Annotated in this window: 13 protein-coding genes; 6 read left to right on the forward strand and 7 right to left on the reverse strand. The window is 70.7% G+C overall.

Annotated elements, in window-relative coordinates:
• Both ACFUUZ_RS10990 and ACFUUZ_RS10995 read right to left on the reverse strand, forming a co-directional pair.
• Window positions 1-855 (reverse strand): ABC transporter permease, encoded by an 855-nt coding sequence (locus ACFUUZ_RS10990; protein WP_378694837.1) that lies wholly within the window; start codon window positions 853-855, stop codon window positions 1-3.
• A complete protein-coding gene (locus ACFUUZ_RS10995) occupies window positions 855-1,715 on the reverse strand; it encodes an MlaE family ABC transporter permease (protein WP_378694839.1) in 861 nt (286 codons plus the stop codon). Before ACFUUZ_RS10995 ends, ACFUUZ_RS10990 begins: the two co-directional genes overlap by 1 nt.
• 170 nt (window positions 1,716-1,885) lie before the next feature.
• On the opposite strand from ACFUUZ_RS10995, the gene ACFUUZ_RS11000 reads away from it, so the two are divergent.
• From ACFUUZ_RS11000 to ACFUUZ_RS11010, 3 genes are read left to right on the forward strand one after another with little or no spacing between them, the layout of a single operon-like run.
• On the forward strand, window positions 1,886-2,965 hold the full coding sequence (locus tag ACFUUZ_RS11000) for a phosphotransferase family protein (RefSeq protein ID WP_378694841.1): 1,080 nt from the start codon (window positions 1,886-1,888) through the stop codon (window positions 2,963-2,965).
• Between the two features lie 10 nt (window positions 2,966-2,975).
• Window positions 2,976-3,773: an SDR family NAD(P)-dependent oxidoreductase gene (locus ACFUUZ_RS11005; protein WP_378694843.1), complete on the forward strand. Its 798-nt coding sequence runs from the start codon at window positions 2,976-2,978 to the stop codon at window positions 3,771-3,773.
• 16 nt (window positions 3,774-3,789) lie between these two features.
• A complete protein-coding gene (locus tag ACFUUZ_RS11010; protein ID WP_378694845.1) occupies window positions 3,790-4,863 on the forward strand; it encodes a TIGR03857 family LLM class F420-dependent oxidoreductase in 1,074 nt (357 codons plus the stop codon).
• Between the two features lie 49 nt (window positions 4,864-4,912).
• On the opposite strand, the gene ACFUUZ_RS11015 is transcribed toward ACFUUZ_RS11010, so the two are convergent.
• Genes ACFUUZ_RS11015 through ACFUUZ_RS11035 form a run of 5 tightly spaced genes read right to left on the reverse strand, consistent with a single transcriptional unit; the run spans window position 4,913 to window position 9,444 of the window.
• Complete coding sequence (locus tag ACFUUZ_RS11015) at window positions 4,913-5,701, reverse strand: enoyl-CoA hydratase/isomerase family protein (RefSeq protein ID WP_378694847.1); 789 nt, start codon at window positions 5,699-5,701, stop codon at window positions 4,913-4,915.
• Window positions 5,698-6,501 carry an SDR family oxidoreductase gene (locus tag ACFUUZ_RS11020; RefSeq protein WP_378694849.1) on the reverse strand — a complete coding sequence of 268 codons (804 nt, stop codon included), beginning with the start codon at window positions 6,499-6,501 and terminating at the stop codon, window positions 5,698-5,700. The genes ACFUUZ_RS11015 and ACFUUZ_RS11020 overlap by 4 nt, the downstream gene beginning before the upstream one ends.
• Before the next feature lie 29 nt (window positions 6,502-6,530).
• Window positions 6,531-7,679 (reverse strand): thiolase family protein, encoded by a 1,149-nt coding sequence (locus ACFUUZ_RS11025; RefSeq protein ID WP_378694851.1) that lies wholly within the window; start codon window positions 7,677-7,679, stop codon window positions 6,531-6,533.
• The gene (locus ACFUUZ_RS11030) at window positions 7,679-8,110 is read right to left on the reverse strand and encodes a Zn-ribbon domain-containing OB-fold protein (RefSeq protein WP_378694853.1); all 432 of its coding nucleotides are present in this window, start codon (window positions 8,108-8,110) and stop codon (window positions 7,679-7,681) included. Before ACFUUZ_RS11030 ends, ACFUUZ_RS11025 begins: the two co-directional genes overlap by 1 nt.
• A gap of 38 nt (window positions 8,111-8,148) precedes the next feature.
• Entirely contained in the window at window positions 8,149-9,444 is a 1,296-nt protein-coding gene (locus ACFUUZ_RS11035; RefSeq protein ID WP_378694855.1) for an MFS transporter, read from the reverse strand.
• Between the two features lie 99 nt (window positions 9,445-9,543).
• On the opposite strand from ACFUUZ_RS11035, the gene ACFUUZ_RS11040 reads away from it, so the two are divergent.
• From ACFUUZ_RS11040 to ACFUUZ_RS11050, 3 genes are read left to right on the forward strand one after another with little or no spacing between them, the layout of a single operon-like run.
• A complete protein-coding gene (locus ACFUUZ_RS11040) occupies window positions 9,544-9,936 on the forward strand; it encodes a pyridoxamine 5'-phosphate oxidase family protein (RefSeq protein ID WP_378694857.1) in 393 nt (130 codons plus the stop codon).
• Between the two features lie 20 nt (window positions 9,937-9,956).
• A complete protein-coding gene (locus ACFUUZ_RS11045; RefSeq protein ID WP_378694859.1) occupies window positions 9,957-11,186 on the forward strand; it encodes an amidohydrolase family protein in 1,230 nt (409 codons plus the stop codon).
• Between the two features lie 13 nt (window positions 11,187-11,199).
• Window positions 11,200-12,501: an amidohydrolase family protein gene (locus tag ACFUUZ_RS11050; RefSeq protein WP_378694861.1), complete on the forward strand. Its 1,302-nt coding sequence runs from the start codon at window positions 11,200-11,202 to the stop codon at window positions 12,499-12,501.
• The last annotated feature ends 17 nt before the right edge of the window (window positions 12,502-12,518 follow it).

The raw sequence follows: 12,518 nt of genomic DNA on the forward strand, positions 1-12,518 counted from the left end.
TCACCCACCCAGCCGGGCGCTGGTCCCGATGCCCCAGATGGCAACGGTCAGCAGCAGATTGACGACGATCATCACCGAGATCGCGGCCCGCATGGCGCGGCCCGCCGCGATCCCGACCCCCTGCGGCCCACCGGCGGCGTAGAAGCCGTAGTAGCACTGCAGGGTCGAGGTGAGCAGCACGAACACCACCGTCTTGAGCAGCGAGTAGAGAATGTCGGGGCCGGTCAGCACGAGCTGGAAGTAGTGCTGGTAGGTGCCGGTCGAGAGCCCGCCCGAGCTCGCGACCACGAGCTCGACCGCCAGGTAGTTGGCGGCCAGGCACACCAGGTAGAGCGGGATCACCGCGACCACCGAGGCCACCAGCCGGGTCGTCACCAGGAACGGGATGGCGTGCACCGCCATGGACTCCATGGCGTCGATCTCCTCGGCGATCCCCATCGCACCGAGCTGCGCGGTGAAGCGGCACCCGGCCTGCGCGGCGAAGGCCAGCGAGGCCATGATCGGCGCCAGCTCCCTGGTCGAGGCGGTGGAGGCGATCAGCCCGACCGCTGGCTCCATCCCGAGCAAATGCAGCGCGTTGTACCCCTCCAGCCCGACGATGGCGCCCCCGGCCGCGCCGAGCACGATCACCACCCCCGCGGTGCCGCCGCCGACCACCAGCGAGCCGTTGCCCCAGGTGATGTCGGAGAGCACGGTCATGAACTGCTTGCGGTAGTGCCGGAACATGACCGGTATCCCGGCGACGGCCCGCACGAAGAACGTCAGCATGTGCCCGAGGCGCTGGAAGGAATCGCCGAGCGCGGCGCCGGCGAGCACCAAGGTCCTGGTGCCCGGCGGCCGGTACGGGGCGGCCATCACAGCCCCTGCCGCGGGAAGAAGACCATGTACAGCTGGGTGAAGAGCACGTTCACCGCCATCAGCAGCAGGATCGAGGAGACCACCGTCGAGTTCACCGCGTTGGCGACCCCGGCCGGGCCGCCCCGGGTGGTGAGCCCCTTCTCGCAGGCCACCACCGCGACGATCGCGCCGTAGACCACCGCCTTGACGATGGTCAGCACCAGGTCGCCGACGGTCGCGAACGAGGCGAAGGAGGCGACGAAGCTACCGGGGGCGCCGTCCTGCACGACCACGTTGAACACGTAACCGGCCAGGAACCCGACGAAGCAGACCACCCCGGTGAGCCCGACCCCGACCAGGATCGCCGCGGCGAAGCGCGGCACCACCAGCCGCCGGATCACCGAGACGCCCATGATCTCCATGGCGTCGAGCTCCTCGCGGATCTTGCGCGAGCCGAGGTCGGCGCAGATGGCCGAGCCGACCGCGGCCGCCATCAGCAGCGCCGCCACCATCGGGGCGCCCTGCCTGATCACGGCGAGCCCGCTCGCCGCGCCCGCCAGCGAGGTGGCGCCGACCTGCCCGGCCAGGAGGCCGAATTGGATCGAGAGCGTCACGCCGATCGGCAGCGCCACGAAGATCGTCGGCAGCAGCGCGGTCGAGGCCATGAAGGCGCCCTGGCGCACCGCCTCCCGGAACGGGAAGCGCCCGGCGAGCAGGTCGAGGACGAGGTACTTCACCGTGTGTACGCCGAGCAGGAATTGACCACCGACGGTGGCGAGCGCGGTGCCGGGATGTCGATCGACCCAGCCGCGCAACCAGCGGCCGATTTGCCGGGATGCCGCAGCCTCACCCTGCTGCGGCACGTCAGTGGTCGTCATCGCATTCTTCCGCTCTGTTTGCCGATCCGGCAGCTCTTCCCCGCAGAGAGCATACGGTGTCACTTACCGTTGCGCTAACTATAGCTCATTCCGTGCTAACCCGGTCCGCAAACCGGGAAGTGACGGTAAGTTGTACCGTTGCCATTACAGTGCAGTCTTGGAGGACGACCATGACCCCAGCCATCCCGCACGGCCCGGACGACCTGACGCCGAGCTGGCTCGGCGCGGTGCTCGGCGGCGCCACCCCGGTCGCCGTCGACCGCGTGGTCGTCACGCCGGTCGGCACCGGCCAGACCGGCGCCACCTACCGGCTCACCGTCGACTACCCGGCGCCGGCCGGGCACCCGCGCACCCTGGTGGCGAAGCTGCCCGCGCAGGACGACGCGGTGCGCGCCGGGGTCACCCTCGGCTACCTCGCCGAGGTCGAGTTCTACGCGGGCGTCGCGCACCGCACGAGCGTGCCGGTGCCGCGCTGTCACCACAGCGCGATCAACGCGGACGGCTCCGAATACGTGCTGCTGCTCGACGATCTCGACCCCGCGCAGCAGGGCGACCAGGTCTCCGGCTGCGACGAGGAGACCGCGCGCCGCGCGGTGACCGCGCTGGCCGGGCTGCACGGCCCGAGCTGGTGCGACCCGGCCTGGCTGGCCCTCCCGGTCGGCTCGATGCCCAAACCGGGCGACGCGGCCGCGGCGGGCGGGCTCGGCCAGGTCGTCGAGATGGTCGCCCCCGGCATCCTGGAGCGCTTCGGCTCCTTCCTGGACGCCGCCGACCGGGAGACGCTGCGGCTCGCGCTCGAGCTCATGGGGCCGTGGCTGCTGACCGACACCGGCCGCTACGCGCTCATGCACGGCGACTACCGCCTGGACAACCTGCTCTTCGACGCCGACCGGCTCTTCGTCGTGGACTGGCAGACGCTCGGCGTCGGACTGCCCGCCCGCGACCTGGCCTACTTCATCGGCACCTGCCTCGACCCCGAGCTGCGCGCCGAGACCGAGCAGCGCCTGGTCGCGGCCTACCACGCGGAGCTGCTCCGGCACGGCGTGCGCGGCTACGACCTGGAGACCTGCCTGGCCGACTACCGCCTCGGCATGCTGCAGGGCCCGCTGATCATCGCGCTCGGTGCCGCCTTCGCCGCCGCCACCGAGCGCGGCGACGACCTGTTCCGGGTGATGCTGCGCCGCAGCTGCCGCGCCATCCGCGAACTCGGCACCCTCGACCTGGTGCGCGCCGCCGGCGCCACCGCTTAGGAGACCGACCGTGGATCTGGGACTGCAGAACGCGACCGCCGTCGTCGTCGGCGGCAGCCGCGGGATGGGGCTCGCCACCGCGCGCTGCCTGGCCGAGGAGGGCGCCCGCGTCGCGGTGGTCGGCCGCACCGCCGCCGACGTGGCCGCCGCCGCACACGACCTGGCCGAGCGCGGCAGCCCGGACGCGGTCGGGATCGCCGCCGACGCCGCCGATCCCGACGCCGTGCGCCGCGTCTTCGACGAGCTGGGCGCGCGCTGGGACGGCCGCCTCAATGCCCTGGTGAACACCGCGGGCCCGAACGTGCAGGGCAGCTTCGACACGCTGACCCCGGCGAGCTGGCGCGAAGCCGTCGACTACGGCGCCATGCCGATGGTGCACTGCGTGCAGGCCGCGCTGCCGCTGCTGCGCCGCGCCGACTGGGCGCGCATCGTCAACTTCTCGGCGCACTCCACCCAGCGCCAGAGCGTGAACCTGGTGGCCTACACCGCCGCCAAGGCCATGGTCACCAGCATCTCCAAGAACCTCTCGCTGCTGCTGGCGCCGGAGGAGATCCTCGTGAACGTGGTCTCCCCCGGCACCTTCGTCACCCCGGCGCTGCTCGACTGGGCCCGCTCGGCCGGCGTGCACACCGACGACCCGTACGAACTCATGACGGCGATCGGCGAGCACTTCGGCCACCCCGCGCACATGCCGCGCGCCGGGCGCCCCGAGGAGATCGCCCCGGTCGCCACCTTCCTCGCCTCGCGGCGCAATTCCTACACCACCGGCGCCGACATCAACGTCGACGGCGGCTCGGACTTCACCTGACCTCCCGGAGCACACCATGACCCGCACCCTCGACGAACTCGGCTACTACCTCCTGCCCGGCGCGGGCGGCGCCGGCCCCGCCGGCGTGCTCGACGAAGCCAGCCGCGGCGAGGAGCTCGGCCTCGGCACCGCCTTCGTCTCCGAGCGCTGGAACATCAAGGAGGCGGCCACGCTCAGCACCGCCGCCTGCGCGGCCACCACCCGGCTGCGCGTCGCCACCGCCGCCACCAACCACAACACCCGGCACCCGCTCATCACCGCCTCCTGGGCGACCACCCTGCACCGGCTCTCCGGCGGGCGGTTCACCCTCGGCATCGGCCGCGGCGTGCCCGGGCTCTACGACCTGTTCGGTATCCCCTCGGTCACCACCGCGCAGATGGAGGAGTTCGCGCGGGTGATGCGCACGCTCTGGAGCGGCGGCGTGATCAGCGACTACGACGGCCCGCTCGGGCAGTACCGCACGCTCTACCTGGACGGCGACTTCCGCGAGGAGATCCCGCTCGGCCTGGTCGCCTTCGGCCCGAAGAGCCTCGCGCTGGGCGGGCGCGCCTTCGACGACGTGGTGCTGCACACCTATTTCTCCCCCGCGACGCTGAACCGCTGCGCGGGCATCGTCAAGGACGCCGCCGAGCGGGCCGGCCGCGACCCCGGGAAGGTCCGGGTGTGGTCGTGCCTGGCGACCATCGGCGACCACCTCCCCGAGGAGGTGCGGCGAAACCGGCTGGTCGGGCGGCTCGCGACCTATCTCCAGGGCTACGGCGACCTCATGGTCCGCACCAACGACTGGGACCCCGCCGTGCTGCGGCGCTTCCGCGAGGATCCGGTGGTGCAGTCGATTCCCGGTGCGATCGACCGCGTCGCCACCGACGAGCAGTTGCGGCACATCGAAGAACTGCTTCCCGCGAGCTGGACCGAGAGCGCGGCCACCGGCACGCCCGAGGAGTGCGCGGCCCGCATTCGGGCCGAGTTCGAGCACGGCGCGGACCGGGTCATCCTGCACGGTGCGACCGCCGACGAGCTCGCCCCGATCGTGGCCGCCTACCGTGCGGCCCAGCCGGTGGCACCCGCCGGCGTCCTGACCGGCCCGTGACGGACCGGGACCTCCATCGTGCTCGATGGAGGTCCCGGACTTCGCGATCTCAGCCGGGCCTGCGCACGTTCCACTCCCCGGTGAAGACCGGATCCCGCTTCTCCCGGAAGGCCGCGTACGCCTCCGGCACGTCGGCGGTGGCGAAGGCGACGGACTGGGCGCGCGCCTCACCGGCCAGCGCCTCGCGCATACTCCGATCCGCGCCCTCGTTGAGCAGCCCCTTGATCTGCGCCAGCGCCACCGGTGGCCCGGCCGCGAGCCGCGCGGCGGTGGCGTCGGTGAAGACGTCGATCTCGGCCTCCGGCACGAGCCAGGTGACCAGTCCGAGGGCGTGCGCCTCGGCAGCGTCGACGGTCTCGGCCAGCAGCGCCAGCCGCTTGGCCTGCTGCAACCCGACCAGCTTCGGCAACAGCCAGGAGCCGCCGCAGTCCAGGGAGAGCCCGCGCCGGGCGAAGATCTGGGAGAAGCGCGCCTCCGCGGTGCCGATGACGAAATCGCAGCCGAGCGCGAGATTCCAGCCCGCGCCGACAGCCGCGCCGCGCACCTTGGCGAGCGTCGGGATCGGCAGATCGTGCAACTGCTGGGCCACATCGGTGATCGCGCGCAGTTTCTCGAAGGGCGCCGCGTACGGATCGCTGTTCACCACATCCGCACCCGCGCAGAAGGCACCGCCGGACCCGGTCAGCACCAGCGCACGCACCGTCCGATCACGCGCGATATCCCGGAGAGCGTCGTCCAGCGCCGCCCACAGCTCCGGGTTCAGCGCATTGCGCCGCTCCGGCCGGTTCAGGGTGAGCGTCCGCACCCCGTCCCGGTCGGAGCGGAGCAGCACGCTCACAGGAACATGTCCTCGGTCAGCGGGCCGTCGCCGGGGGTGACCCGATACCGGTCCAGGTCCGTGACCCCGTGCGCGCGCAGCACCTCCTCGTCGAGGAAGAAATTGCCGGTGGTCGTGGCCGGGGCCGTGAGCACCAGATACGCAGCGTCCGCGCAGATCTCGGGCGTGCGCGAGGCGGCGAACCGCTCCGCCCCACCCGGCCGGTTCCGAATGGCGGCGGTGCCGATCGTGGTCCGCGGCCACAGCGAGTTCACCCCGATCCCGTCGCCGCGCAGCTCCTCGGCCAGCCCGAGCGTCGTCAGCGACATTCCGTACTTGGCGATGGTGTAGGCGAGGCAGGAGCCCGCCCAGCGGGGGTCGAGGTTCAGCGGCGGCGACAGCGTCAGCACCTGCGGGTCGCGCCCGGTGGCGGCGGACTTCCGCAGCGCCGGGATCGCGAGCTTGGAGAGCAGGAAGGTGCCCCGGCAGTTGATGTCCTGCATGAGGTCGTACCGCTTCATCGACACCTCCTCGGTGCCGGCCAGATCGATGGCGGAGGCATTGTTGACCACCAGGTCGATCCCGCCGAACCGGTCGACGGTCTGCTCGACAGCGGCGGCAACGATGTCATCGTCGCGGATATCACCGACGACCTTCAGCACCGCGCCGCCCGCCCGCTCGATCTCGGCACCGGCGGTGTGGATCGTGCCCGGCAGCTTGGGATGCGGCTCGTCGGTCTTGGCAATCAGCGTGATATTCGCGCCGTCGGCGGCGGCGCGCAGCGCGATCGCCAGCCCGATCCCGCGACTGCCGCCGGACATGATCAATGTCCGGCCCCGCAAAGACCCCATCAGGTGGTGACGATCGTCGCGCCCGCGGTGCCCGGCGCGCCGTAGAGCAGGGCGAACCCCGCCTTCGGCTCCCCCGCCACCTGCCGCTCCCCCGCCGTCCCCCGCAACTGCAGCACCAACTCGTGCAACTGCCGCAGCCCGGAAGCGCCGATCGGCTCACCGTTGGCGATCAACCCACCATCGGTGTTCACCGGCAGAGACCCGCCGATCTCGGTCGCACCCTCGGCGATCAGCTTCTCCTGATCGCCGTGCGCGCACAGCCCGGCCTCCGCCATGTGGATGACCTCCGCACCCGCGTCGGTGTCCTGCAACTGGGCGACGTCGATATCGGCAGGCGAAATCCCCGCCGACTCGAAGGCCGCCCGCGCAGCGTGCACCGAAGGAGCGGCCTCCTCCTGCACCGGCGCGTAGGTCGTGTTCACCTCGTAGGCACCGTAGGCGCGGGTCCGGATCTCGACCGCGCGCACGTACACCGGCTTGGCGGTGTAGCGGTGGGCGATATCGGCCCGGCACATGATCACCGCGGCGGCGCCCTCGTCGGGGGCGCAGAACATGTAGTGCGTGAGCGGGTAGTTGAGCATGGGCGCGGCCAGGATGTCGTCCTCGGCGACCGGCTTGCGGCGGAACGCGTTCGGGTTCAGCGCGCCGTTGCGGTAGTTCTTCGCCGCGACCCTGGCCAGGGTGCGCTGCGAGATGCCGTGGTCGTGCAGGTAGCGGTTGGCCTTCATGCCGAAGAACTGGGTGGTCAGGTACTGGCCGTTCTCCCCGTACCACTTCGGCATCCCGACCAGGGTCGGGTCGACGGTGAAGGCGCCGCGCGGGTGCTTGTCCAGGCCGATCGCGATGCCGATGTCGTACTTGCCGAGCCGGATCCCGTCGGCCACCGCCTCGGTGGCGCTGGCGGCGGTGGCGCAGGCGTTGAAGACGTTGGTGAACGGGATTCCGGTGAGCCCCATGAGGCTCACGATCGCGTCCGGGTTGGCGACCTCCCAGCTGCCGCCGACGGCGAACTGGATGTCCTTCCACACCAGCCCCGCGTCGGCCAGCGCGGCGCGGATCGCGTCCGCCCCCATCTGCATGGCGGTCTTGCCCTCGAAGCGGCCGAACGGATGCAGGCCGACACCGATGATCGCGACATCGTTGGTCATCAGGACTCCTTACCGGACAGCGGCTGGAAGGCGAAGGTGAGCACGGCGGCGCCCGCGTCGTCGGTGCCGAGCGGCACCGACGTCAGCGCGACCCGCATGCCGAACTCCAGCTTCTCCGGGTCGTTCTCGGTAAGCCTGCCCTCGATCCGGATGTCGTCACCGAGCTGCACCAGCCCGACCCCGAACGGGGTGAAGGTCTTGGCCGTCTCGTCGCCCAGGTAGGGCGCGCCGGGCAGGAAACCCTGGGTGGTCCAGGCGACCAGCGTGCCCTCCCGGGGGAAGGTGACGCGCTCGATCGCGGGCTCGCTGCACCGCGGGCACAGCTGCTGGATCGGGAAAACCGTGGCGGCGCAGGCGGTACAGGCACCGCCGACGAGCTGGAAATTCTCCTCCGGCCAGGTGGAGATCTCCGGGGCGATCATTCGCTGCATCGTTGTCCTCGAATCTACCGATAGGGTTACAGTACAGCTTATAGCACGGCTGCCCGGCGCGGTACCGCGAGCGCGGCGAGCCCGATCAGGGCGACGCCGGCGATCCACAGCACCGGGCCGAGCACCGAGCCGGTGGCGAGCAGCAGCGCCCCGCAGACCAGCGGGGCGGTGCCGCCGCCGAGCACCGTGCCGACGTTCTGGCCGAGGTTGGCGCCGGTGTAGCGGACCGGCGCCGGGAAGAGCTCGGCGATCAGCCCGAAGCCGGGCGCCATCACCGCATTGGTGAGCGCCAGGTAGACCGTCATGCCCGCGGCCAGCAGCACCGGATTCTCGGCGACCGAGAGCAGCCAGAGGATCGGCCCCGCCAGCACGATGAACGCGGCCAGGATCGCGCGCAGCAGCACCCGCTGCCCGATCCGGTCGGCGAGCCCGCCCCAGAGCGGCGTCCACAGCGCGCCGAGCAGCATGGCCGAGGCGTAGGCGCCGAGCACGGCGGCGGCGGGCAGCTCCCGGTTGCCCGCCAGGTAGATGCCGAACCACTGCGCGACCCCGGCCGTGCCGTTCACCCCGATCGCGATGGCGCCGGCGATCAGCAGCGCTCTCCGATGCTCCGAGATTACTTCGCGCAGCGGCGATTTGACGATCGCGCGGTCGCGCACCAGCGCGACGAACTCGGGCGAGTCCTCCACCTTCCGCCGGATCACGTACGCCACCAGGGTGAGCGGGGCGGCCACCAGGAACGGGATCCGCCAGCCGTGCCCGGTCATGAAGTCCGCCGAGGCGAGCGTCCCGAGCACCGCGGCGAGCACCGCCCCGCTCGACCCGCCGAGCCCGGCGCCGTACGGGGTCAGCGAGGCCAGGAAGGTGCGCCGGGCGGGCGGCGCCGACTCCAGCGCGAAGGTGACCGAGCCGAGCATCTCCGCACCGGCCGATAGCCCCTGCCCGATCCGCAGCAGGACCAGCAGGATCGGCGCGAGCAGGCCGACCGTGTCGTAGGTGGGCAGCAGCCCCATCGCGGTCGAGCAGACACCCATCAGCACCACGGTGGCGAGCAGCGCCGTGCGGCGGCCGCGCCGGTCGCCGATCCGCCCGAAGAAGATCCCGCCCAGCGGCCGCGCCACGAACCCGGCGCCGAACACCGCCAGCCCGACCAGGAACGACACCGCCCGGTCCTCGGCAGGGAAGAACAGCGGCGCGAAGTACACCGCGAGCACGCCGTAGAGCGCGAAGTCGTAGTACTCGATGTAGGTCCCGAAGAACCCCGCCGCGGCCGCGCGCCGCGCCTGTGGCGGGATCGGCTCCCGTGCGCCGCTCGCGACCGCGAACGAATCCATCCCGTCCTCCTCGGACCTCCCGAATCCAGCAGTCGGGATGGTAGCTTACGGTAATATCAACGGTAACCGTTTCGAACCAGCTGTTGCGGAGTGATATCGATGAGTTCCAGAATTCCAGGCGGACTCGAGGATCTGCTGCACCGCCCGATCGTCGGCATCCTCGCGACCGTGACCCCAGACGGGTCACCCGACCAGTCCCCCATGCGCTTCCAGTGGGACGGCGCGCACCTGCGGATGAGCCACACCATCCCGCGCAGGAAGTTCACCAGCCTGCAGGCCAACCCGAACTACTCGTTCGTGCTCACCGACCCGGACGCCCCCGCCCGCTGCCTGGAGGCGCGGGGCTGGCTGGTGACCGTGCAGGGCGACGAGGACGGCAAGTTCTACGCCGAGCTCGCCCGGCTCTACGGGGACGCCGACGGCGGTCCCCCCGACGACGTGGACGACCGCGTCGTCCTGATCCTCGACGCGACCCGATTCGTCGCCAAATAGCCGCCCAGGAGAGCACCGACATGACACAGGCCCCCGACATCCCGATCTTCGACGCCGACTCGCACATGTACGAGACGGCCGACGCGCTCACCAGGTACCTGCCCGAGCAGTACCGCCAGGCGGTGCAGTACGTGCAGATCGGGCGGCACACCCGGCTCGCCATCAACGGCCGGATCACCGACTTCATCCCGAATCCGACCTTCGACCGGGTCGCTGCCCCCGGCGCGCACGAGAAGTTCTTCGCCGGGGAGAACACCGAGGGGCTGACCCTGCGCGAGATGCAGGGATCGGCCATCGACGCGCCCGCCGCGACCCGCAACCCCGCGGACCGGATCGCCGAGCTGGACCGCCAGGGCGTGCGCGAGACGCTGAACTACCCCACCCTCGCCAGCCTGGTCGAGCACTCCGCCGCCGACGACCCCAGGCTGACGCTCGCCATCATCCACGCGCTCAACCGGTGGATGCTCGAGCACTGGGGTTACGCCTACCAGGACCGGATCTTCAGCACCCCGATCATCAACTGCGCCGAGGTCGACGGCGCCCGGCGCGAGCTGGAGTACATCCTGGAGCACGGCGCCAAGGTCGCGCTGATCAAGCCGGCGCCGGTCAAGGGCATCCACGGCTGGCGCTCCCCCGCGCTGCCCGAGTTCGACCCGTTCTGGCGCGACGTCGAGGCCGCCGGGCTGCCGATCGTGCTGCACGCCAGCCAGCCCCCGCTGGACGAGTACGTGAACAAGTGGGAGCCGCCCGCCACCAAGAACTTCATGGCCATGAGCTCGTTCCGCTGGCTGGCGCTCGGGCACCGGGAGATCTCGGACATGATCGGCAGCCTCATCTGCCACGGCACGCTCACCCGCTTCCCGAAGCTGCGCATCGCGAGCGTGGAGAACGGCAGCTCCTGGATCCACCCGCTCTTCCACGATCTCGAGGATCTGACGAAGAAGATGCCGCAGAACTTCCCGGAGGACCCGCTCGACGTCTTCCGGCGCAATATCTGGGTCAGCCCGTTCTGGGAGGGCTCGGTCGCCGACGTGGTCGAGACCGTCGGCTGGGACCGGGTCATGTTCGGCTCGGACTACCCGCACCCGGAGGGGCTGCCCGAGCCCAAGGCGTACTGGAAGTACGCCGAGGGCATGGACGAGCGGCGCACCTGGGACTTCCTCGGCGACAATGCCCGCCGCTTCATGGGGCTGCCGATCGAGAACCCCGACCCCGCCGCGGCCGAGCCCCCCGTCGCCGCCACCGTGTAAAGGAGTACCACCCGTGGACAAGAACGACATGATCCTGGTCAGCGTCGACGACCACATCATCGAACCACCCGACATGTTCGACGGCAGGCTGCCCGCCAAGTACGCCGACGACGCACCCAAGCTGGTGCGCATGGAGAACGGCGCCGACATGTGGAAGTTCCGCGACCGGGTGATCCCGAACGTCGCCCTGAACGCCGTCGCGGGCCGCCCGAAGGAGGAGTACGGCCTCGAGCCCGAGGGCCTCGACGAGATCCGCCCCGGCTGCTACAACGTCGACGAGCGGGTCAAGGACATGAACGCGGGCGGCGTGCTGGCGCAGATGAACTTCCCGTCCTTCCCCGGCTTCGCCGCCCGGCTCTTCGCCACCGAGGACTCCGACTTCTCGCTCGCCCTGGTCCAGGCCTACAACGACTGGCACATCGAGGAGTGGTGCGGCGCCTACCCCGGCCGCTTCATCCCGATGGCGCTGCCGGTGATCTGGGACGCCGAGCTCTGCGCGGCCGAGGTGCGCCGGGTGTCGAAGAAGGGCGTGCACTCGCTCACCTTCACCGAGAACCCCGCCGCGCTCGGCTACCCCAGCTTCCACCACGAGTACTGGAACCCGCTGTGGAAGGCGCTCGTCGACACCGACACCGTGCTCAACGTGCACATCGGCTCCTCCGGCAAGCTGTCCATCCCGGCCACCGACTCGCCGCCGGACGTGATGATCACGCTGCAGCCGATGAATATCGTCTCCGCCGCCGCCGACCTGCTCTGGTCGCGCCCGGTGAAGGAGTACAAGGATCTCAAGATCGGGCTCTCCGAGGGCGGCACCGGCTGGATCCCCTACTTCCTGGAGCGCATCGACCGCACCTACGACATGCACTCCACCTGGACCATGCAGGACTTCGGCGGCAAGCTGCCCAGCGAGGTCTTCCGCGACCACTTCCTGACCTGCTTCATCAGCGACCCGATCGGGGTCAGGCTGCGCAACGAGATCGGCATCGACAATATCGCCTGGGAGATGGACTACCCGCACAGCGACTCCATGTGGCCCGGCGCCCCCGAGCAGCTGAGCGCGGTCTTCGAGGCGGAGAACGTGACCGACGACGAGATCACCAAGATGACCCACCTCAATGCCCTGAAGTGGTACTCCTTCGACCCGTTCAAGCACGTGCCGCGGGAGAAGGCCACCGTCGGCGCGCTGCGCGCCGCCTCGGCGGGCCACGACGTCAGCATCAGGGCACTGAGCCACCACCAGACGACGGCCGCGGAGAAGCTGGCCGCTTTCAAGTCCCAGATCGACGCGGCCACCGCGCACCAGGCGGCCGAGTAACCCACGCGGGAGAGCCC

It is taken from the genome of Nocardia sp. NPDC057353, from assembly GCF_042667085.1.
Classification (GTDB): domain Bacteria; phylum Actinomycetota; class Actinomycetes; order Mycobacteriales; family Mycobacteriaceae; genus Nocardia.

Coding starts and splice junctions, on each gene's coding strand:
- ACFUUZ_RS10995 (WP_378694839.1), bottom strand. CDS start 1,715: ATGACGACCACTGACGTGCCGCAGCAGGGTGAGGCTGCGGCATCCCGG.
- ACFUUZ_RS11020 (WP_378694849.1), bottom strand. CDS start 6,501: ATGTCCGGCGGCAGTCGCGGGATCGGGCTGGCGATCGCGCTGCGCGCC.
- ACFUUZ_RS11045 (WP_378694859.1), top strand. CDS start 9,957: ATGACACAGGCCCCCGACATCCCGATCTTCGACGCCGACTCGCACATG.
- ACFUUZ_RS11030 (WP_378694853.1), bottom strand. CDS start 8,110: ATGCAGCGAATGATCGCCCCGGAGATCTCCACCTGGCCGGAGGAGAAT.
- ACFUUZ_RS10990 (WP_378694837.1), bottom strand. CDS start 855: ATGGCCGCCCCGTACCGGCCGCCGGGCACCAGGACCTTGGTGCTCGCC.
- ACFUUZ_RS11000 (WP_378694841.1), top strand. CDS start 1,886: ATGACCCCAGCCATCCCGCACGGCCCGGACGACCTGACGCCGAGCTGG.
- ACFUUZ_RS11035 (WP_378694855.1), bottom strand. CDS start 9,444: ATGGATTCGTTCGCGGTCGCGAGCGGCGCACGGGAGCCGATCCCGCCA.
- ACFUUZ_RS11025 (WP_378694851.1), bottom strand. CDS start 7,679: ATGACCAACGATGTCGCGATCATCGGTGTCGGCCTGCATCCGTTCGGC.
- ACFUUZ_RS11040 (WP_378694857.1), top strand. CDS start 9,544: ATGAGTTCCAGAATTCCAGGCGGACTCGAGGATCTGCTGCACCGCCCG.
- ACFUUZ_RS11010 (WP_378694845.1), top strand. CDS start 3,790: ATGACCCGCACCCTCGACGAACTCGGCTACTACCTCCTGCCCGGCGCG.